General features: G+C 58.8%; 16 protein-coding genes. 14 read left to right on the top strand and 2 right to left on the bottom strand.

What is annotated here, in order from left to right; genetic code table 11:
- Nucleotides 1-68: 68 nt before the first annotated feature.
- Nucleotides 69-1,508 (bottom strand): Fe-S cluster assembly protein SufB, encoded by a 1,440-nt coding sequence (gene sufB / locus CL546_RS01485; protein WP_290492556.1) that lies wholly within the window; start codon nucleotides 1,506-1,508, stop codon nucleotides 69-71.
- Nucleotides 1,509-1,819: 311 nt separating this feature from the next.
- Between sufB and ndk the strand changes: the two genes are divergently transcribed.
- The 12 genes from ndk (at nucleotide 1,820) to CL546_RS01425 (ending at nucleotide 15,953) form a co-directional block, all read left to right on the top strand.
- Entirely contained in the window at nucleotides 1,820-2,251 is a 432-nt protein-coding gene (gene ndk / locus CL546_RS01480; protein ID WP_007148916.1) for a nucleoside-diphosphate kinase, read from the top strand.
- A gap of 83 nt (nucleotides 2,252-2,334) precedes the next feature.
- Complete coding sequence (rlmN, locus tag CL546_RS01475; protein WP_290492552.1) at nucleotides 2,335-3,477, top strand: dual-specificity RNA methyltransferase RlmN; 1,143 nt, start codon at nucleotides 2,335-2,337, stop codon at nucleotides 3,475-3,477.
- A complete protein-coding gene (gene pilW, locus CL546_RS01470; protein WP_290492551.1) occupies nucleotides 3,477-4,262 on the top strand; it encodes a type IV pilus biogenesis/stability protein PilW in 786 nt (261 codons plus the stop codon). The genes rlmN and pilW overlap by 1 nt, the downstream gene beginning before the upstream one ends.
- A complete protein-coding gene (locus tag CL546_RS01465) occupies nucleotides 4,259-5,164 on the top strand; it encodes a RodZ domain-containing protein (RefSeq protein ID WP_290492549.1) in 906 nt (301 codons plus the stop codon). The genes pilW and CL546_RS01465 overlap by 4 nt, the downstream gene beginning before the upstream one ends.
- Before the next feature lie 21 nt (nucleotides 5,165-5,185).
- The gene (ispG, locus tag CL546_RS01460) at nucleotides 5,186-6,304 is read left to right on the top strand and encodes a flavodoxin-dependent (E)-4-hydroxy-3-methylbut-2-enyl-diphosphate synthase (protein ID WP_290492547.1); all 1,119 of its coding nucleotides are present in this window, start codon (nucleotides 5,186-5,188) and stop codon (nucleotides 6,302-6,304) included.
- A gap of 78 nt (nucleotides 6,305-6,382) precedes the next feature.
- Nucleotides 6,383-7,657: a histidine--tRNA ligase gene (gene hisS, locus CL546_RS01455; protein ID WP_290492545.1), complete on the top strand. Its 1,275-nt coding sequence runs from the start codon at nucleotides 6,383-6,385 to the stop codon at nucleotides 7,655-7,657.
- 17 nt (nucleotides 7,658-7,674) lie between these two features.
- Entirely contained in the window at nucleotides 7,675-8,310 is a 636-nt protein-coding gene (locus tag CL546_RS01450) for a YfgM family protein (RefSeq protein ID WP_290492543.1), read from the top strand.
- A complete protein-coding gene (bamB, locus tag CL546_RS01445) occupies nucleotides 8,311-9,453 on the top strand; it encodes an outer membrane protein assembly factor BamB (protein WP_290492542.1) in 1,143 nt (380 codons plus the stop codon).
- Nucleotides 9,454-9,561: 108 nt separating this feature from the next.
- Nucleotides 9,562-10,971, top strand: a complete 1,410-nt coding sequence (gene der, locus CL546_RS01440) for a ribosome biogenesis GTPase Der (RefSeq protein ID WP_290492541.1) — start codon at nucleotides 9,562-9,564, stop codon at nucleotides 10,969-10,971.
- A 128-nt stretch (nucleotides 10,972-11,099) separates the two neighbouring features.
- Complete coding sequence (locus CL546_RS01435) at nucleotides 11,100-13,142, top strand: TonB-dependent receptor plug domain-containing protein (RefSeq protein ID WP_290492540.1); 2,043 nt, start codon at nucleotides 11,100-11,102, stop codon at nucleotides 13,140-13,142.
- Nucleotides 13,143-13,146: 4 nt separating this feature from the next.
- A complete protein-coding gene (locus CL546_RS01430; RefSeq protein ID WP_290492539.1) occupies nucleotides 13,147-14,016 on the top strand; it encodes a hypothetical protein in 870 nt (289 codons plus the stop codon).
- Nucleotides 14,013-15,953 (top strand): ATP-binding protein, encoded by a 1,941-nt coding sequence (locus CL546_RS01425; RefSeq protein WP_290492538.1) that lies wholly within the window; start codon nucleotides 14,013-14,015, stop codon nucleotides 15,951-15,953. Before CL546_RS01430 ends, CL546_RS01425 begins: the two co-directional genes overlap by 4 nt.
- On the opposite strand, the gene xseA is transcribed toward CL546_RS01425, so the two are convergent.
- The gene (gene xseA, locus CL546_RS01420) at nucleotides 15,910-17,256 is read right to left on the bottom strand and encodes an exodeoxyribonuclease VII large subunit (RefSeq protein WP_290492537.1); all 1,347 of its coding nucleotides are present in this window, start codon (nucleotides 17,254-17,256) and stop codon (nucleotides 15,910-15,912) included. The genes CL546_RS01425 and xseA overlap by 44 nt on opposite strands.
- A gap of 170 nt (nucleotides 17,257-17,426) precedes the next feature.
- On the opposite strand from xseA, the gene guaB reads away from it, so the two are divergent.
- Nucleotides 17,427-18,896 carry an IMP dehydrogenase gene (gene guaB / locus CL546_RS01415; RefSeq protein ID WP_290492536.1) on the top strand — a complete coding sequence of 490 codons (1,470 nt, stop codon included), beginning with the start codon at nucleotides 17,427-17,429 and terminating at the stop codon, nucleotides 18,894-18,896.
- A 184-nt stretch (nucleotides 18,897-19,080) separates the two neighbouring features.
- Nucleotides 19,081-20,652, top strand: a complete 1,572-nt coding sequence (gene guaA, locus CL546_RS01410) for a glutamine-hydrolyzing GMP synthase (RefSeq protein WP_290492535.1) — start codon at nucleotides 19,081-19,083, stop codon at nucleotides 20,650-20,652.
- Nucleotides 20,653-20,678: the final 26 nt, after the last annotated feature.

The raw sequence follows: 20,678 nt of genomic DNA, 5'->3' as shown, positions 1-20,678 counted from the left end.
ATGCGCCTTTCGGTTGGGCCGGGAATCCAGCCCGAGTTAATTCAGGGTGTTTTTCGATGGAGCGGGGGTTAGCCCACCGCCCCTTCCAGGCTGACTTCCAGCAACTTGCCCGCTTCTACGGCAAATTCCATGGGCAGTTCCTTGAATACCTCTTTACAGAAGCCGTTCACGATCATGGAGACGGCCTTTTCCGGGTCGATGCCGCGCTGACGGCAGAGGAACATCTGGTCGTCACTCACCTTGGAGGTAGTGGCCTCGTGCTCAATGGTGGCAGAGGGGTTTTTCGACTCGATGTACGGGAAAGTATGTGCGCCGCAGGTGTCGCCCAGCAGCAGGGAGTCGCACTGGGTAAAGTTGCGGGCGTTTTCTGCCCGTGGGCTGATCCGCACCAGGCCGCGATAGGTGTTGCTGCTGCGCCCGGCGGAAATGCCCTTGGAAATAATGGTGCTCTTGGTGTTCTTGCCCAGATGGATCATCTTGGTGCCGGTGTCCGCCTGCTGCATGTGGCGGGTCAGCGCCACGGAATAGAACTCGCCAATGCTGTTGTCGCCGCGCAGGATCACTGACGGGTACTTCCAGGTGATGGCGGAGCCGGTTTCCACCTGGGTCCAGCTGATCTTGCTGTTGTCGTGGGCCACGCCGCGCTTGGTCACGAAGTTGTAGATGCCGCCTTTGCCGTTTTCGTCGCCGGGGTACCAGTTCTGCACGGTGGAGTACTTAATCTCTGCACCGGGCAGGGCCACCAGCTCGACCACCGCCGCGTGCAGCTGGTTTTCGTCGCGCTGGGGTGCGGTGCAGCCTTCCAGGTAGCTCACGTAGCTGCCTTCATCGGCGATGATCAGGGTGCGTTCGAACTGGCCGGTGTTGGCTTCGTTGATGCGGAAGTAGGTGGACAGCTCCATGGGGCAGCGCACGCCCTTGGGGATGTACACGAAGGAGCCATCAGAAAACACGGCGCTGTTGAGGGCGGCGTAGAAGTTGTCGCCCTTGGGGACTACGGAGCCCATGTATTTCTTGATCAGCTCAGGGTGGTTCTGGATCGCCTCAGAAATAGAGCAGAAGATCACCCCGGCTTCCCACAGTTTCTCTTTGAAGGTGGTAAAGACGGAGGTGGAGTCGAACACCACATCCACAGCAACACCGGCCAGCATTTCCTGTTCGTGCAGCGGTATGCCCAGCTTTTCATAAGTGGCAAGCAGCTCCGGGTCCACCTCGTCCAGGCTTTTCGGGGCGTCGTCCAGGCTCTTGGGCTTGGAATAGAAGGACACCTCATTGACGTCAATGGGCGGGTGGTGCAGGTGGGCCCAGTCTGGAGAGCTCATCTCGAGCCACTTGTGATAGCTGTCCAGGCGCCACTCCAGCATCCATTCCGGTTCGCCTTTCTTGGCGGACAGAAAACGGATGACATCCTCGCTCAGCCCGGGGGGCAGGGTCTCGGCGTCCACCGTGGTGGTGAAACCGGCCTCGTAGTTGGAGCGAATCAGTTTGTCCAGTTCGGCTTGGCTCATAGATCAGGGCCTGCGGTTCAGGTGGTGTTGGAAATACCAGAGTAATTTAGTCGGGTATTATACGCCATTACAGGGCGCTGTCGAATAGGGGGCGAGGAAGAAAATGGACGCCCCCGGCAACAGCAGGACCTGGGCGTCTCCGACGGGGCGGCAACGGTATCATAATTCGCCCCGCTTGCGTATAATCCGCCGGTTCCAAGGGGTGGTGAAACTGGCGGCTTTGACCGGCCAGCGATCACCCCTGTCATTGCCCCGGACAGCCTTTGCTGTTCCCGAGGACCATTTAACGCAAATCTGGAGTGAACTGACTGATGGCTGTTGAGCGCACACTCTCTATCATCAAGCCTGATGCCGTGGCCAAGAACGTGATCGGCGAAATCGTTACCCGTTTCGAGAAGGCTGGCCTGAGCGTGGTTGCCATGAAAATGGTACACCTGAGCGACGAAAAGGCGGGCGGCTTCTACGCTGAGCACAAAGAGCGTCCTTTCTTCAAGGATCTGGTCGGTTTCATGACCAGCGGTCCTGTCGTTGTACAGGTGCTGGAAGGTGAAGATGCGGTTGCCAAAAACCGTGACCTGATGGGGGCTACCAACCCGAAAGAAGCGGAAGCCGGCACTATTCGTGCAGATTTTGCGGAAACAATCGACGCAAACGCGGTCCATGGTTCTGACTCCACTGAATCTGCCGCACGCGAACTGGCCTACTTCTTCTCTGACGAAGAACTGTGCCCGCGCGCCAGCTAATTTCAGCTTGCGTGCAATACCAGCCACGGCCCCGGGCCGTGGCTGGCGTTTAAAGGAAACCCGGTTTCCTATTGGAGAATGCTATGACTGCCCAACAGAAGGTAAATCTGCTCGGCCTTTCTCGCCCGCAAATGGAAGAGTTCTTCCTGACCATGGGGGAGAAAAAATTCCGTGCCCAGCAGGTGCTCAAATGGATCCACCACCACCAGGCGGATTCTTTCGAGCAAATGACCGATGTGGGTAAGGCATTGCGCCAGAAATTATCCGAGGTGGCGGAAATCCGCGGCCCGAAGGTGACCCACGAGAGCATTAGCCGCGATGGCACCCGTAAATGGGTGTTTGAAATGGATAACGGCGGTGCCGTGGAAACCGTATTTATTCCCGATGGTCGTCGCGGCACCCTGTGTGTGTCGTCCCAGGTGGGCTGTGCAGTGGATTGCAGCTTCTGTTCCACCGGCAAGCAGGGTTTTCAGCGCGACATGAGCAGCGCCGAGATTATTGGTCAGGTGTGGCAGGCCAGCCGCGCTTTCGGCCCGCGCCGTAACCTGGGTCAGCACCCGATTACCAATGTGGTGATGATGGGCATGGGCGAGCCCCTGCTCAATTACGACAAGGTGCTTACGGCCATGCGGATCATGAAAGATGATCTGGGTTACGGCATTGGTAAAAAGCGCATCACCGTGTCCACGTCCGGGGTGATTCCGAAAATGAATCAGCTCAGCGAGGATCTGGATGTGTCGCTGGCGGTGAGCTTGCACGCACCCAACGATGAACTGCGCAATCAACTGGTGCCGCTCAATCGCAAGTATCCGCTCAAAGACCTGATGGCGGCGTGCAAGAGTTACAGCAAGAATATTACCCACCGCCATAACACCATCACCATGGAATATGTGATGTTGCGGGATGTGAACGACAAACCAGAACATGCCCGCCAACTGGTTAAACTGCTTAACGGCATTCCTGTGAAGGTGAACCTGATACCGTTTAACCCGTTTCCGCACGCCGGTTATGAGCGGTCACGCAAGAACGATATTTTGGAGTTCCACAAGTACCTGAATGACAATGGAGTGATGACCACGGTCAGGACAACGCGCGGCGATGATATTGATGCCGCTTGTGGTCAGCTAGTGGGGCAGGTGAAGGATCGCACCCGGCGCAGCGAGCGCTGGAAGGAATCCATTTTTCACCGCGCCGAACAAACCGATAACAACACAGCGCAGACCTAATGAGACGTTTTTTTCAGGTTATTTCTATCCTGCTTCTTGCAGGATTTTTTGCCGCCGGGTGTGTGACGGTGGACGATGGGCCCAAGGTAAAAGTAGATGAAGCGGTGAACAGCCGCGTGGCTGCCGGTTTGCAGTACCTGCAGCAAGGCAGTCCGTCGGAAGCGCGTCGCCATTTTTCCCGCGCGCTGAGCCTGGATGATGACAGTGCCGTTGCACACAATGCCATGGCGCTGCTTTACAAGTATGAGCAGGACCCCACCAAGGAAGAATATCACTACCGCAAGGCGCTGGATGCGGATCGCCATTACTCCCCGGCATTGAACAACTACGGTACCTTGCTTTACGCCCGTGGCGAGTATCAGGAAGCACTCAAGCATTTCAAAAGAGCCGCCAATGACCCGTCCTATGAAGGTCGCGGCAGCGCCTGGGAAAACATGGGGCGTTGTTATCAGAAGCTGGGTAACGATGAGGATGCACGTAGTGCTTATGTGAAAGCGCTGCGTCTGAACCCGCGTTCAGTTCAGCCTAGCCTGGAACTGGCGCAACTGTATTTTGATGAAGACCGTGGCCGTCTTGCCTGGGATTATTACCAGCAATATGTGCAGCGTACCGGTCGTCAGAGTGCCCGGGCCCTGTGGCTGGGAATTCAACTGTCCAATTCATTGGGCTACCGCAACCAGCAATCCAGCTATGAGCTGGCGCTGGATAATTTGTACCGCCGTTCTGGCGAGTACCGTCAGTGGCAGGAATGGAAAGCTGAGCAAGAAAAAGGAGCGCAGCAATGAGCGATGACATGGTGGTCTTACCCGGCGAACGTTGTCGCAAAGCCCGTGAAGCCCAAGGCATGACCCAGGCACAGGCGGCCCAGCGTTTGCACTTGTCGCTGACCTATGTGCAAAGCCTGGATGCGGACGATTATGAGCGCTTGCCGGAGGCGACCTTCGTGAAAGGTTACCTGCGTAACTACGCGCGTCTTCTCGGGCTGCCGGCGGATGAAATTGCCAATACGTTTCAGCAGATGGTCAACGACGATGTGCTGGATAAGCCGCTGCAGTTGCCGTCCATTGCGCCGCCACCTTCGGTCTGGCGCAAACCGGTGCTGATCGCACTGGCGCTGGCGGCACTGGTTGCGCTGCTGTGGGCGTTCTGGCCTACCAGTGGCGAATTGCCTGCGCTGCCGGAAAAAACACCGGCGACAGAGCAAGGCGCTGAGCCGGAGAACATGAATGACAGTGCCGGTGGCCAGCCTGCTGAAGACACTGTTGGCGGGTTCGATGGCATGGGCTCCGAGAGCGCCCCGGGTGGCGCGGAGCTTGACGGCGAAGGGATCACTGGCGACGGTATGCAGGACGATGAGGCTGATGCCAGCGCCGCCAGCGATACCCAGGCTGAGGGCAGCCAGGCCGAGCAGGCTGATGACGGTTCGTCCATGCTTGCAGCCAACGGTCTGGACCGCCTGCTGCTCAGTTTTACCAGCAATTGCTGGATCAAGGTTACGGATGCCACCGGGCGCACCCTGCGCCAGGGCGAGCAATCCGGTGGCGCATCCCTGATGCTGGATGGCGAAGCGCCGTTCAGCCTGACTCTCGGTAACGCCGGTGCGGTAGACGAGTTGCTGGTTAACGGCACTGCTGTCACCTTACCGACGGATTCCCCCGGTAAAGTTGTGCGAATCTCCGCTCCCTGATTCGCGAGGGTAGAAAACACCATGGAACCGGAAGTTAAAATCCAACGTCGTAAAACCCGCCAAGTCATGGTGGGCAATGTCCCTGTCGGTGGCGATGCCCCGATCCCCGTACAAAGCATGACCAATACCGAAACCTGTGATGTAGACGCCACCGTTGGCCAGATCCGCCGTTTACAGGATGCCGGTGTGGATATCGTGCGGGTGTCGGTGCCGTCCATGGATGCCGCCGAAGCCTTTGGCAAGATCCGCAAGCAGGTGGACGTGCCGCTGGTGGCGGACATCCATTACGACTACAAGATTGCCTTGGCGGTGGCCGAGCAGGGCGTCGATTGTCTGCGTATCAACCCCGGCAATATTGGCCGTGAAGACCGTATCAAGGCGGTGATTCAGTGTGCCAAGGACAAGGGGTTGCCCATTCGTATCGGTGTTAACGCCGGTTCGCTGGAAAAAGAGCTACAACGCAAATATGGCGAGCCCACCTCTGATGCGCTGGTGGAATCGGCCTTGCGCCATGCAGACATTCTCGACCGTTACGATTTCCAGAATTTCAAGGTCAGCGTCAAGGCCTCCAATGTGTTCATGACGCTACAGGCCTATCGCAAGCTGTCTTCTCAACTGGAACAGCCGCTGCATCTGGGGGTTACCGAAGCAGGCACGTTCCGTTCCGGCACGGTCAAATCCGCGGTGGCATTGGGCTCGCTGTTGATGGAAGGTATTGGCGACACCATTCGTGTATCTCTGGCCGCAGATCCGGTGGAAGAAGTTCGAGTCGGTTTTGATATTCTGAAAAGCCTGAACCTACGCAAGAAAGGCGTGAACATCATTGCCTGCCCCAGCTGCTCGCGTCAGAACTTTGATGTGATCAAGACGGTGAATGAACTGGAAGCGAGGCTGGAAGACATCAACGAATCTGTGGACCTGGCCGTGATTGGCTGCCTGGTAAATGGCCCAGGCGAGGCCCGCGAAGTGGATGTGGGCCTGACCGGCGGCACGCCCAATAATCTGGCCTACCGCGACGGTGAAAAAAGCCATCACATTACCGCTGACGATCTGGTCGACGAGCTTGAGCGAATGGTGCGCGCCAAGGTCAAGAAGCAGCGCGAAGACGAAGAGAGGGGCATTATTGCCCGTAGTGAATAGACGGCGAGGGATCTTGGTCGGGCGTGGTTTAGCGTCCGGCGTTAGGTGTCCAGCGTTCTGGGTTTTTAAGGAATTTTCGTGAGCAAGAAAATCACCTCCATCCGCGGGATGAACGATATCCTGCCGGAGCAGACGGGGCTGTGGCAGTGGCTGGAAGCAAAAGTGGGGGCCGTACTGGCCAGCTACGGCTACCAGGAAATCCGCATGCCGATCGTGGAACAGACCGATTTGTTCAAGCGCAGCATCGGTGAAGTGACCGATATCGTCGAAAAAGAAATGTACACCTTCGACGACCGCAACGGTGACAGCTTGACCCTGCGTCCGGAAGGCACTGCCAGCTGCGTTCGTGCTTGCGAGCAGCATGGTCTGTTGTACAACCAGACCCAGCGGTTGTGGTACACCGGGCCCATGTTCCGTCATGAGCGCCCCCAGGCAGGCCGCTATCGCCAGTTCCACCAGATTGGGGTGGAAACCTTCGGCATGACCGGCCCGGATATTGATGCTGAAGTTATCCTGCTCACGGCACGTCTGTGGAAAGCCTTGGGCCTGGCCGACAAGGTCACACTGGAGTTGAACTCCCTGGGTGACAGTGCGGACCGGGCGCGCTATCGCGATGCGTTGGTGGATTATCTGAAAACACACTTTGACGCACTGGATGGGGACTCCCAGAAACGTCTGGAGCGCAGTCCGTTACGCGTGTTGGACAGCAAGGACCCGGGTACCCGCGAGGTGCTCAAGGACGCGCCACAGCTGGCCGATTACCTGAATGACGAGGCTGTCGCCCATTTTGAAGGGCTGAAAGCCTTGCTCGATGCCAGTGGCATTGCTTATAAAGTGAACCCGTATCTGGTGCGTGGGCTGGATTATTACGGCAAGACCGTTTTCGAGTGGGTCACCGATGCCCTCGGCGCTCAGGGCACCGTCTGTGCCGGCGGTCGCTACGACGGTCTGGTGGAGCAGCTGGGCGGTAAACCAACCCCGGCAGTGGGCTTTGCTATGGGGGTCGAGCGGCTGATTTTGCTTATTGAGCAGGAAAAACCGGAACTGTCGGCGCCAGTGGACGTCTATGTGATGGCCATGGGGGATGTATTGGCGTCCACCATGGCATTGTCCGAACAGCTTCGCGATGCCTTGCCCGGCCGTGCAATCCAGTTGCACTGCGGTGGTGGCAGCTTCAAAAGCCAGATGAAAAAAGCCGATCGCAGCGGTGCCGCGGTGGCCTTGATTATCGGCGAGGATGAACTGGCCAGTAACAGTGTTATGGTCAAACCCCTGCGCGGCCAGGCCGAGCAGCAGCAAGTATCCCGGGATCAGGTTGCCAGTGAGCTGGTAGCGCTCCTGGCGGACAATTAATAAGAAAGGAGAGCAGGGTGGCAGATTACATGCGCGATGAAGACGAACAGGCGGAGCTGCTTAAAGAGTGGTGGCAGAAGAACGGCACCGCCGCGATTATTACCGTGGTACTGGCCGTGGCAGCCCTGATTGGCTGGCGTGAGTGGCAGGGCCACCAAGGCGAGCAGTCCTCTGAAGCGTCCAAGCAGTATCAGGTGATGGTGGAAGCGCTGACCGCGCAGCAAGTGGATGAAGCCGCCGTCAACAAACAGGCGCAAGCCCTGAAAGACGATTTCCCCGGCAGTGCCTATGCGGGCTATGCCACCTTGGCCCAGGCACGCCTGGCGGTACAGGCGGGCGAGTACGATAAAGCCGCTTCCCTGCTGCAAGATGTGGCTGACGACGGCGCCACCGATGCGCTGACTTACACAGCTCGCCTGCGCTTGGTGCGTGTGTTGCTGCAGCAGCAGGCCTACGATAAAGCCGCCGCTGAGCTGGATCACAGCTTCCCGGCTGCCTTTAACGGCATGGCTCTGGAGCTGCGTGGCGACCTGGCAAAAGCCCGTGACGACCAGCAGGCCGCCACAGAGGCGTATACCCAGGCGTTGGAAACCCTGCAGGATAACGGTGAAAAAGACCGTGTGCAGATGAAACTGGATGACCTGAAGAGCTAAATGAAATATTTCCTTCTCCCCCTCGTACTGGCCAGCATGCTGCTGGCCGGTTGTAGCTCCAACCCAAATGCCATTGAGCCCAATGACCTGCCGGATTTTGATGCCAGCTACAAGGTAAAACGGCTCTGGAAAGAAGGTGTTGGCGATGGGGTGGAAGACAGCCAGCTGACCCTGCGCCCGGCCGTTACCCAGCAACAGGTATTTGCCGGTGATGTGTTCGGTGAGGTGTATGCCATCAGCCGTGACAAGGGCAAACGCCAGTGGCGGGTGAAAACCGAAGACCGTATCGGCGGTGGTTTTTACGCCGGCTATGGCATGGTGCTCTACGGCACCCGTGAAGGGATGGCCGTGGCCCTGTCCATGGAAAGTGGCGAAGAGCTGTGGCGTACCCAGCTTTCCGGTGAAGCGCTGGCGATTCCCAACAGCAACGGCACCATCGCCGTATTCCAGACTCAGGATGGCCATGTGACGGCACTGGATGCCAGCACGGGCGATCAGGTGTGGGATTATGAAACCCCGGTACCCACCCTGACCCTGCGTGGCCTGGCCCAGCCTGCCATTGCGGATGGGCGTGTGTATGCCGGTTTTGCCAATGCCAAACTGGCGGCCCTGGATGCTGAGACTGGCGTGCCGGCCTGGGAGCAGCGCATTGCCGAACCCACCGGTCGCTCCGAGCTGGATCGTCTTACCGATGTGGATGGCAACATGATCGTGGAAGGTGGCGGGGTTTTCGCCGTGGCTTTCCAGGGCAAGCTGGGCGTGGCGGACCAGATTAATGGTCGCCAGTACTGGGGCAAGGAAATGTCCAGTGCCCAGGTGATCAGCGCCAGCGGTGGTCGCTTGTTTGTGGCTGATGATGTGGGTGTGGTGCGGTCTGTGGACCAGCGCACCGGTAGCGTGCTCTGGCAGCAGGACAAGCTGTACGGCCGTCGACTGACCGGCACTGCTGTGCAGGGCGACCTGATGGTGGTGGGTGATTTTGAAGGTTACCTGCACTGGATGGATGCGGATGACGGCACCTTGGTGGCCCGTAAGAAGCACGACGGTGACGGCTTTGCGGGCACCCCGGTCAGCTATGAAGGCACCCTTTATGTGTTGAGTTACGACGGCAAACTGGCGGCCTACACGGTACGCCCCAAATAACCGGTCCGGTTTCTCGATGCCTGAAAAATCTGCGCCCCGCGCAGATTTTTTCGTTTGAACCCCCCTTTGGCGTTACCATAGCGCCGTTGAAACCTCGTTGAGATGACTATGAAGCCGGTAATCGCCCTGGTGGGGCGGCCCAATGTGGGCAAATCCACACTCTTCAACCGACTGACCCGTACCCGGGACGCCCTGGTGGCCGATTTCCCGGGGCTTACCCGTGACCGTAAATACGGGGATGGCCAGCTGGGCGGCTATTTGTACACGGTGGTGGATACCGGCGGTATCGGCGAGAACGATGACGGCATCGACGTGCCGATGACCAGCCAATCCCTGCAGGCCGTGGGCGAAGCTGATGTGGTGTTGTTTATGGTGGATGGCCGCGCGGGCCTGACCGCCGCCGATGAGCAGATTGCCAGCGAGTTGCGCAAGCTGCCCAAGCCCACTTACCTGATCGTCAACAAGACCGATGGGGTGGATGCGGATTCGGCCATGTCCGAGTTTTTTGCGCTGGGTCTTACCGAGGTGCTGCCGATCGCGGCGGCCCATGGTCGCGGTGTGACCAGCATGATCGAGCATATTCTGGAAGGCTTTACCGATCTGGAGCTGCTGCCGGAAGGCGAGCATCGCACTTCCAAGAAGCCCGGCGAAGACAGCATTCGTGTGGCCGTACTGGGGCGCCCCAATGTGGGCAAATCCGCCCTGATCAACCGCATGCTCGGCGAAGAACGGGTGGTGGTGTTCGACCATGCCGGGACCACGCGGGACTCCATTGAAGTGCCATTCGAGCGCATGGGCCGGGCCTATACCCTGATCGACACCGCGGGGGTGCGCCGCCGCGGGAAAGTCTACGAAATGGTCGAGAAATTTTCCGTGATCAAGGCGCTGCAGGCCATGGAAGCGGCCCAGGTGGTCGTCGTGGTGATCGATGCCCGCGAAGGCATTACCGATCAGGACCTGCATCTGCTGGGCTATGCCCTGGACAGTGGCCGGGCCCTGATGATCGCCGTGAACAAGTGGGATGGCCTGGAAGCGGACCATAAAGAGCGGGTACGGGTGAACCTGGGTCGGCGCTTGGAATTCGCCCCCTGGGTGAAGATCAAGTTTATTTCTGCGCTGCATGGCACCGGGGTGGGGGACCTCTGGGGCATGGTGGAACAGGCCTGGGACAGCGCCTTTATCAAGATCGGCACCAACGAGCTGACCCGCATGATGGAAGAAATCACCAATGGTCATCCGCCGCCCCGCAATGGGCGCTTCCGGGCAAAATTGCGCTATGCTCACCTGGGCGGCAACAATCCGCCGACACTGGTGTTGCATGGCAATCGCACGGAAGCCCTGCCAGCCAGCTACAAGAAGTTTCTGGAGAACCGCTTCCGTGAGCTGCTGAAACTGGAAGGCACGCCGATCCGGCTGGAATTCAAGTCTGGTACGAATCCGTATGAAGGGCGCAAGAATGTGCTCACTGACCGACAGGTGCACAAGCGCAAACGGATGATCAAGCGAATGAAAAAATAATCCGCCTCGCTGAACAAGGAAGGGGACCGGGGCGGCAACACGGAGGGTGAGTCATCAAACGCTGGGGGTATTGGGGAGCAGCCGGTTACTTAGGCGTGTTTTGCGCGTCTGCGCAAGCGATAGAACCAATGATGGAACCGGCCCAGCAGCCCGCCATGGTGCTGACCCCTGCCCGTGTCAGCCAGCCCCAGTCTGAAGCCCCTGCCAGCGTTACCGTTATCGACCGCACTCTGATCGAAGCCAGCGGTGCCCGCGAGCTGTATGAAGTGCTGAAGCTGGTCCCGGGCATGACCGCCGTGAAAGTGGATGGCAATGTCCCTTCGGTGGCCTACCACCCCACCCAGGCCCGTGATCAACGGCGCATGTTGGTGCTGCTCGATGGTCGTAGCCAGTACCAACCGGGCTTGTCCCGAGTGAGCTGGAATGCTATGCCGGTGGATATTCGTGACGTAGAGCGCATCGAAGTCACCCGTGGCCCGGCGGCGGCCGCTTACGGGGCCAACGCCTTTAGCGCCGTGATCAACATCATTACCCGTGACCCCAGGGATATCAGCAAGAGCGGTGTGACCGTACAGGGTGGCAATAACGGTATTCGCGATGCGCATCTGGTCGGTGTTCGCCAGCTGGAAAACGGGGCGCTGCGTGCTTCCGTGTCGAGTCGGGGAGATAACGGCTATGACGAACCCTTCGAAGGCGAAACCCTGCCGGATGGCAAGCGCATCGATACGCTCAACACCGAGTGGGTCTGGGACGCGGATGCGCGCAATACATTCACGGTGCAGGCCGGTGGCAGCCGCAGCCGGCTGGAGCGCCAGCAGGAAGCAGGTGTGGCTGATATTGGTGAGTATCAGGGTGACCCGGTGCAAAAAGGCGAACGGGCGTTTGTATCGTTGCAATGGCAGCACAGTTTTAGCCGGACTCACCAGCTGCAGGTGCATACTTACGGTCAGTACAACCAGGAAATTACCGATTTTGAGGTCTGTTATCTCGACCCTGTAACCGGCCAGACCGGGCCCGGTGGTGGCCTGTTTTTCAGTCAGGAACTGCGGGATTTGTATCTGCAGAATGGTAGTGACATGGCGGCCACTTTTGCCGCTTTTCCGTCTGATGCTGATGCCACTAACCGTTATTTGACCTTGCAGGGTGCGGGTGCGCCTTTCTGTGCTGGTAGCGAGCTGGATATACAGGAGGTGCGTTATGACCTGGAAATCCAGGACACCCTGCAGCTGACTCGCTGGGCACGGTTGGTCAGTGGTGCTGAAATTCGCCATGACCGGGTTCAGTCCGACAGTTATCTCGGGGGCACGCAAGACAATATCAGCTACCGGTTCTTTGGCAATCTGGCACTGGATGTTCTGGATCCGGTAACGGTGAATCTGGGAGGCTATTGGGAGCGAGACCAGATCAGCGGCGATCATTTTAGTCCCCGCGCCGGCGTGAACTGGCGAGTGCTGCCGGGCCATCACCTGCGTTATGTGTATTCCGAAGCGCTGCGCACACCGGATATCTATGAAGAGCGCGCCAATATCAATATTCAGGCGCAAACCTTGTCGCCACCGTTTGCCAGTAACACTCAGGCATTGCTGGGCTGGGCGCCGGCGTACTTTTTTGTGACCCAGCAAAGCCCCGGCACTTTCGAGCCGGAGCGTATCCGTTCCTGGGAGGCGGGCTACTACGGGCAGTTTTCTGCGTTAGAACTGGATGTGCGCTATTTCCAGGAAACCCTGACCGACCTGTTGAGCACGGCGTTGAATCCGTTTGAGTTTGAGCCGAGCAATGACGGGCGGGTGAACCATCAGGGCACAGAAGCCCAGCTTTCCTGGCGGCCGAATGTATCGCACCTGTTCCGCGTTACCGGCTCGCACATACACACGCGGACGAATGTGAAGACTGAGCAACGCCTGGCCGCCCGGGATGCCGGCAGCGCCTTGTGGTCCTGGCAATTCAGCCCCCATTGGGCGTTTTCATCCGCCTATTATCTGTCCAATGATTATAACGACAACGTTTTTGAGCGAGCGGACGTGCAATTTCGCTTTCGCCACCGCGCCGGGCCCACGGAGCTGGAATGGCGGGCGGTTGTTCAGCATAGGTTGAATGGCGCCCCGGTGGTTTTTGCAGAAAATGACTACCAGCAAGACCGAATGTGGCTGGGCGTGACGGTGAGGATATAGCCGGATGCGGAGTCAGCATGGACACATACTGGTTTTTCTCTTGCTGCTGGCAACGGCTGGTGGTGCGCTGTCCGCGCCGACGCAAACCGTACACGTACTGGCTGAGCCCAGCCCCTTCAAGGATGTGTTTGTTCTGTCGCTGGCGCAGGATCTTCCGGCGAATCTGCGTGTGGTCGATGAGCCTGACGCGGCTGATTTACTGGTTGCCCTCGGTGATGTCGCTTTTACCCGTGCCATGGACCATGAAAAACCGCTACTGGGCGTGCATGTCAGCCGCGCCTTGAGTGAAAAGGCCGCGCGGCTGGGGTGTCAGTGTGCGGCTATCTGGGCGGGGGTCAGCTTGGCGAATCAGGTGCAATTGGTGCACACCATCATGCCTCTGGCGCGCCGCATTGGCGTGGTTCTGGGGCCGGACAGTGTCTGGCCGCCGGAGGTGGTGCGTGGTTTTCGCGGGCCGATCAAGCTGGAGTTGCTGTCGGTAAAAGATACCCGGGCGCTGGGCGACACCCTGCGTGAAAACCTCAATCATCTCGATGCGATTGTGCTTCCCGTGGACGATTCCCTGCTGGGGCCGGACGCAGCCAAGCTGGTGTTGCTGACCAGTTACCGCCAGCGCCGGCCCGTATTTGGCCCGGACCTGACGTTTGTGAACGCGGGCAGTGTGGCATCGTACTATGCCAGCGGCAGCGATCTGGTCAGCGAAGCGGTTCAGCGGTTGCGTGTTTTTGCTGACACGGGCGAGTGGGGGGCTTCTGCCTTTGTGTCTCGCCCGTCCGTGGTGGTCAATGAGCACGTCGCCAGCAGTTTCGACATGCATTACCGGGAAAGCGGAGCACTTGAGGATGCGCTGAACAATGCCGGGGAGGCGCCATGACGCGTGACGGTGTACCGCGCAAAGGCCCGGGAATTCGCAAGCAGTTGCAAGTGCTGGGGCTGGTGCCTGCCCTGTTCATGCTGGGGCTGTTGCTGGTGGCGTTGACCTGGCAGCGCTTTGAGGATGCCGATCGGGACCTGCACGAGCTGGGCCGTTTTCTGGCCCAGCAGATTGCCTCGGCGTCGGAATACGGCGTACTGGCGGGTAATTACACAGACTTGCGCCGTCAGGCGCAGCTGGCCATGCAGCGGGCGGATCTGCAGTACGTGGTGTTCCGCGATGGGGATGGTCAGGTGCTGCTGTACGAGGGGCGAGATCATCAGGAAAAAAGCAACGAAATCATCGAATTTCATTCCGGCATTTATCGTCAGTCTGTGGCACCGGAAGGCATGCTGGGAGGCGCGGTGGAGCGTGAGGGCAGGCCCGACCGCATTGGTGAGGTGGTGCTTGGGATGTCCAGTGCCAGATTGTTGGCACGGCAAAAGGAAATTTTGCTGGCCAGTATGATTCCCGCCTTCTTTGCCATGATTCTGGGGCTATGGATCGCCCACTATCTGGCGCGTCAGATCGCTACGCCTTTGGGGTATCTGTCCGGTCTGCTGCGGACCCTGCGCCAGGGCGAATATTCTGTGCGAGGCAACAGCCGCTTGCAGGGGGAGCTGGGCGAACTGCAGGACAACATCAACGAGTTGGCTGGCGCTCTGGAAGGCGCCCGGCACAAGCAGCAGGCTGCCATGACTGAATTGCAACAAGCCCATCGTCAGGCGGAAACCGCCAGCCAGGCGAAAAGCGATTTCCTGGCCATGATGAGCCACGAGCTGCGCACTCCCATGAATGGTGTGCTGGGGATGCTGCAATTGCTGGAAGAAACCGCCCAGAACGGGGAGCAGCAGGAGTACACCGAGGCGGCGCTGGAATCCACCGGCCATCTGCTGGATGTGATTAACGATATTCTCGATTTTTCTCGCATCGAAGCCGGGCGCATGGACCTGGACCCGTCTTTCTTCGAGCTGCAGCCTCTGTTGCAGAACTGTGTTGCCACCTTTCGCTATGTGGCGGAAAGCAAGGGGCTGTATCTGCGGCTTGAAGGCGATGAGGTGCTGGCGGGGAAGGTGACGCGGAGTGATCCCACGCGGCTGCGCCAAGTGCTCAGCAATCTGATTTCCAATGCGGTGAAGTTTACCCAAGAAGGGGGGGTCACTGTCACCGTATCGGTGCAGCCGGTTCGTGGGGACTGGCTGGATTTGAGTATTGCCGTGGCCGACTCAGGTATTGGTATTCCGGAAGAGAAAATCTCGGGCCTGTTCAAGGCGTTTTCGCAGATCGATTCTTCTACCTCGCGCCGTTTCGGCGGCACCGGTCTGGGGTTGGCGATTGCGCGCAAGCTCAGCGAGATGCTCGGCGGCACTTTGACCGTTGGTAGTCAGGAGGACGCGGGCAGTGTCTTTACGCTGTCGTTGCGGCTGTTCTTCCGCGAACAGACGGCGGCCAGTGGGGCGGCGGGGCGGCACGGTCTGGCTGACCCGGAGCAGCAGGCCCTTCATGGGCTGGTGTTGCTGGTGGAAGACAATGTGGTCAATGCCATGGTGGCGCGGCGTATTCTTGAGCAGATGGGCGTTACCGTGGTGACGGCCAGCAATGGTGAGGAAGCATTGGAAAAAGCGCGCCAGCGTGACTTTGATTGCATCCTCATGGATGTGCAGATGCCGGTGATGGATGGCCTGGAGGCTACCCGGCGGCTGCGACAGTGGGAGCGGGAACAGGGCCGGGCGCCCATGCCTGTGGTGGCGTTGACCGCCAATGCCATGCATGAAGAGCGTGAGCGATGCCTGGCGGTGGGCATGAACTCCCACCTGGCCAAGCCGTTCCGGCGTCAGCAGTTGGCGCGGGCACTCAGTCCGTATCTGACGCCTGGACGTGTTCCACCCGGGCAGTAACCGCGCCGTCAGCCAGGCGCGTGGTCAGGGTGTCGCCGGCCTGTAATTGCTTCACTGAGCGTACCGCCTCATCCCCTTTAAAGGTAATGCTGTAACCTCGCGCCAGGGTTTCCAGTGGGCTGGCTGTTTGCAGGCGCTTACTCAGCCCGGCCAGCTGCAATTGCTGTTGTTGAATCTGCCGTTGTATCGGTTGCGGCAATCGCTTGTTCAAGGCTGTCAGCTGTTGCTGGCGGTCCAGCAGAAGCCGCTCTGGCGATAGCCGCGCCAGGCGTTGCTGGCTGGGCTGCAGGCGGCCCTGGAGCAGAGTGAGGCGGTGCTGCATTTGTCGTTGCAGGCGATTGTGCAATTCATCCAGTCGCTGGCTGCTCTGTTCGAGGTGCTGGCGGGGAGAGCGAAGCCGCTGACTCAGATGGCGCAGGCGCTCCTGCGGGGTGCGAAGCTGTTGCGTCATGACCCAGCGCAACCGCCGATGCAGGCCGGCAAGTCGCTGGCTGACCACTGAAAGATCCGGGCTCACCAGTTCTGCGGCAGCGGAAGGCGTCGGGGCGCGGAGGTCGGCGGCAAAATCGGTCAGCCCGGTGTCCACCTCATGGCCCACGGCCGAGACAATGGGAATGGGGCACTCGGCAACCGCCCGGGTCAGGGCTTCGTCGTTGAAGGCCCACAAATCTTCCAGAGACCCGCCGCCCCGACCAATAATCAGGACGTCACATTCGTTGCGTGCCACGGCCAATTCCAGAGCCTGGCGCAGCTGTGCCGGCGCTTCTGCCCCCTGAACCGCTGCCGGATAAATCACTACCGGGATAGACGGGCAGCGGCGTTGCAGTACCTGCAGAATATCGCGAATGGCCGCGCCGCTGGGTGAGGTGATCACCCCAATTTGGCTGGGCCAGGCCGGTAGTGCCTGTTTGCGGTCTTGGGCGAACAATCCTTCGCTCTGAAGCTGGGCTTTGAGCGCGTCAAACTGGGCCTTGAGGGCGCCCTGGCCGGCAGGTTCCATGTGTTCGACCACAATCTGGAAGTTGCCACGGGGCACATACAGGGTGACTTTGGCTCGCACCAGCACCTGTTGGCCGTTTTGGGGAGCAAAATCCAGCAGCCTGTTGCGATTTCGAAACATGGCCCCATTAATCTGGGCACGCGAGTCTTTCAGGCTGAAGTACCAGTGGCCGGATGCCGGACGGGAAAAATTGGACAGTTCGCCCTGTAACCAGATCAGGGGGAAAGAGCTTTCCAGCAGGCCCTGGGCATCCAGGTTCAACTGGCTGATAGACAGTGGTTCGGCGCGGGATGAAATGGTCATCGCGGGAGGGTAGCCCGTTTTTTTGTACCCTGCCAGCGGTGATTGTGTGGTTAGCCGGTAATGTCGTATAATCGCCCGCTTAATTTAACGGGGTGCCTGTCTCATTCTAGGTGCTACCGCTCCGCCCGGTGGCATCCGCCAGGCTCCCCCCTCACTTCCTACGGTGCAATATGCTCAGAATTGCCCAAGAAGCATTAACGTTTGACGACGTATTGCTTGTGCCTGCCCATTCCAATGTGCTGCCCAAGGACGTGTCCCTGAAATCCAAGTTGACTCGGGACATCGCTCTGAACATTCCACTGGTATCCGCAGCCATGGATACAGTCACCGAGCACCGCCTGGCCATTACCATGGCCCAGGAAGGGGGCGTCGGTATCCTCCATAAAAGCATGGATACCGAAGATCAGGCGCGCAATGTGCGCATGGTGAAAAAGTACGAATCCGGTGTGGTAAAAGATCCGATTACGGTTAGCCCGGATACCACGGTGGCCGAATTGATCCGCATCACGGATGCGAACAACATTTCCGGCGTTCCGGTGGTGGAAGGTGACAAGGTGGTGGGCATTGTCACCAGCCGTGATACCCGTTTCATCACCAACTACGACCAGTGCGTAAAAGACATCATGACCGGCAAAGACCGGCTGGTGACGGTGCAGGAAGGCGTTGGCGCTGATGAAGTTCAGGCTCTGCTGCATAAACATCGTATCGAGAAAGTGATTGTGGTGAACGCTGCCGGTGATCTGCGCGGCATGATCACCGTGAAAGACATCGAGAAAGCGGCCAAATACCCCAATGCCTGCAAAGACTCCCAGGGTCGTCTCCGTGTAGGCGCGGCAGTGGGTACCGGCGCCGGCACTGACGAGCGTGTTGCTGCGTTGGTGGAAGCCGGGGTGGATGTGATCGTGGTGGATACAGCACACGGCCACTCCCAGGGCGTGATTGATCGTGTCGCCTGGGTGAAGAAGCATTTCCCCGAGGTGCAGGTGATTGGTGGCAATATCGCGACAGCAGCTGCAGCCAAAGATCTGGTTGCCGCTGGTGCCGACGCAGTGAAAGTGGGCATTGGTCCTGGCTCCATCTGTACCACCCGTATCGTGGCCGGTATTGGCGTGCCGCAGATCACGGCTATTTCTGATGTGGCTGCAGCACTGAAAGGCACTGGTGTGCCCTTGATCGCTGACGGCGGTATCCGTTTCTCCGGCGACATTTCCAAAGCTGTTGCCGCGGGTGCCAGCGCCATCATGATCGGCTCCCTGTTGGCTGGCACTGAAGAGGCGCCGGGCGAGGTTGAGCTGTTCCAGGGGGGCTACTACAAAGCTTACCGTGGCATGGGCTCGCTGGGTGCCATGTCTGGTTCCACCGGTTCTTCCGACCGTTACTTCCAGGATGCCGCGGCCGGCATCGAGAAATTGGTACCGGAAGGCATCGAAGGTCGGGTGCCTTACAAGGGCCCGATGAGCGCTATCGTGCACCAGCTGATGGGCGGCCTGCGCGCCTCCATGGGCTACACCGGCTGTGCCACCATCGAAGAGATGCGCACCAAGCCGGAGTTCGTGAAAGTCACTAACGCGGGCATGAAAGAGTCCCACGTCCACGATGTGACGATTACCAAGGAAGCGCCGAACTACCCGGTCGGGTAATTCGGACTTTGGTGTAACTGGTTAAGAGCATGGTGCTTGGAGCCAGATGCCAGATGCTGAAATCGGTCGAGCGGCGCTCGACCGATTTTTGTTTTTAAAGCGTCAGGCGCCAGGTATTTGGCGTCAGGCCCGTTCTAACAAGATCCGGCTGTAATATCGCCGGCAATCACCGGGATAGATCCCCATGACAGACATCCATGCCCAGCGCATCCTGATTCTGGACTTCGGTTCCCAATACACTCAGCTGATTGCTCGCCGCGTGCGGGAAATTGGCGTGTACTGTGAGATTCGTGCCTTCGACATGACCGCTGAAGAACTCAGCGAGTTTGCGCCCAAGGGCATCATCCTTTCTGGTGGGCCGGAGTCAGTGACTGCAGCGGAAACACCGCGTGCTCCGCAGGCCGTGTTTGATGCGGGTATCCCGGTGCTGGGTATCTGTTACGGCATGCAGACCATGGCCGAACAGCTTGGCGGCAAGGTGATTGCCGGTGAGAAGCACGAATTCGGTTACGCCCGTGTGGAAAAAGCGGAATCCAATGCGCTGCTGGATGGCATTGTCGATCACGAAGAGCAGGGCAAGGAATTTCTGGATGTGTGGATGAGTCACGGCGACCGTGTCGGCGAAATGCCGGCAGGGTTTGTGGCCACTGCCACCACGGGCAGCTGCCCCATTGCGGGCATGGCCAACGATGAAAAACGTTTTTATGGTATCCAGTTTCACCCGGAAGTGACGCATACGCTGCAGGGCGGCCGTCTGCTGGAGCGCTTTGTTCGTGAGCTGTGCGATTGTGAAGCCTTGTGGACCCCGAGCAATATCATCAGCGATGCCATCGATACCATTCGTGACCAAGTAGGCACTGACGAGGTGATCCTGGGCTTGTCCGGCGGTGTGGACTCTTCGGTGGTTGCGGCGCTGCTGCACAAGGCGATCGGTGATCAGCTCACCTGTGTGTTTGTCGATAACGGTCTGCTGCGTCACCAGGAAGGTGACCAGGTCATGGAAATGTTTGCCGACAACATGGGCGTTAAGGTGATCCGCGTGGATGCGGAAGATAATTTCCTCGGCAAGCTGGCCGGCGAAGCCGATCCGGAAAAGAAGCGCAAGATTATCGGCAACACCTTCATCGAGATCTTCGATGATGAAGCTGGCAAGCTGAAAAACGCCAACTGGCTGGCCCAGGGCACCATCTACCCGGACGTGATCGAATCTGCCGCCAGCAAGACTGGCAAGGCGCATGTGATCAAGAGTCACCACAACGTGGGCGGCCTGCCGGAAGACATGAAGCTCAAGCTGGTTGAGCCTTTGCGTGAATTGTTCAAGGATGAAGTGCGCAAAATTGGTTTGGAACTGGGTCTGCCCTACGACATGGTCTACCGCCACCCCTTCCCGGGGCCGGGTCTGGGCGTGCGTATTCTGGGGGAAGTGAAGAAGGAATACGCCGACACCCTGCGTCTGGCGGACCATATCTTTATCGAGGAACTGCGCGCCGCCGGTCTGTACCACAAGACCAGCCAGGCTTTCGCGGTGTTCCTGCCGGTCAAGTCAGTGGGCGTGGTAGGCGATGCCCGTCGCTACGAATACGTGGTAGCCCTGCGCGCAGTGGAAACCATCGACTTCATGACGGCCCGCTGGGCGCATCTGCCCTATGATTTCCTGGAGCTGGTTTCCAGCCGTATCATCAATGAGATCCCGGGCATCAGTCGGGTGACCTACGATATCTCCTCCAAGCCACCTGCCACGATTGAGTGGGAATGATTCCCTGTTTGGTACTGACTGGCACT

The sequence above is a fragment of the Alcanivorax sp. genome, from assembly GCF_002726155.1.
In the GTDB taxonomy this organism is placed as follows: Bacteria; Pseudomonadota; Gammaproteobacteria; order Pseudomonadales; family Alcanivoracaceae; genus Alcanivorax.
Note: the sequence above shows the minus strand (reverse complement) of the source record. Positions and strands in the feature narration are given on the sequence as shown.

Coding starts and splice junctions, on each gene's coding strand:
- sufB (WP_290492556.1), bottom strand. CDS start 1,508: ATGAGCCAAGCCGAACTGGACAAACTGATTCGCTCCAACTACGAGGCC.
- ndk (WP_007148916.1), top strand. CDS start 1,820: ATGGCTGTTGAGCGCACACTCTCTATCATCAAGCCTGATGCCGTGGCC.
- rlmN (WP_290492552.1), top strand. CDS start 2,335: ATGACTGCCCAACAGAAGGTAAATCTGCTCGGCCTTTCTCGCCCGCAA.
- pilW (WP_290492551.1), top strand. CDS start 3,477: ATGAGACGTTTTTTTCAGGTTATTTCTATCCTGCTTCTTGCAGGATTT.
- CL546_RS01465 (WP_290492549.1), top strand. CDS start 4,259: ATGAGCGATGACATGGTGGTCTTACCCGGCGAACGTTGTCGCAAAGCC.
- ispG (WP_290492547.1), top strand. CDS start 5,186: ATGGAACCGGAAGTTAAAATCCAACGTCGTAAAACCCGCCAAGTCATG.
- bamB (WP_290492542.1), top strand. CDS start 8,311: ATGAAATATTTCCTTCTCCCCCTCGTACTGGCCAGCATGCTGCTGGCC.
- der (WP_290492541.1), top strand. CDS start 9,562: ATGAAGCCGGTAATCGCCCTGGTGGGGCGGCCCAATGTGGGCAAATCC.
- CL546_RS01435 (WP_290492540.1), top strand. CDS start 11,100: ATGATGGAACCGGCCCAGCAGCCCGCCATGGTGCTGACCCCTGCCCGT.
- CL546_RS01430 (WP_290492539.1), top strand. CDS start 13,147: ATGCGGAGTCAGCATGGACACATACTGGTTTTTCTCTTGCTGCTGGCA.
- CL546_RS01425 (WP_290492538.1), top strand. CDS start 14,013: ATGACGCGTGACGGTGTACCGCGCAAAGGCCCGGGAATTCGCAAGCAG.
- xseA (WP_290492537.1), bottom strand. CDS start 17,256: ATGACCATTTCATCCCGCGCCGAACCACTGTCTATCAGCCAGTTGAAC.
- guaB (WP_290492536.1), top strand. CDS start 17,427: ATGCTCAGAATTGCCCAAGAAGCATTAACGTTTGACGACGTATTGCTT.
- guaA (WP_290492535.1), top strand. CDS start 19,081: ATGACAGACATCCATGCCCAGCGCATCCTGATTCTGGACTTCGGTTCC.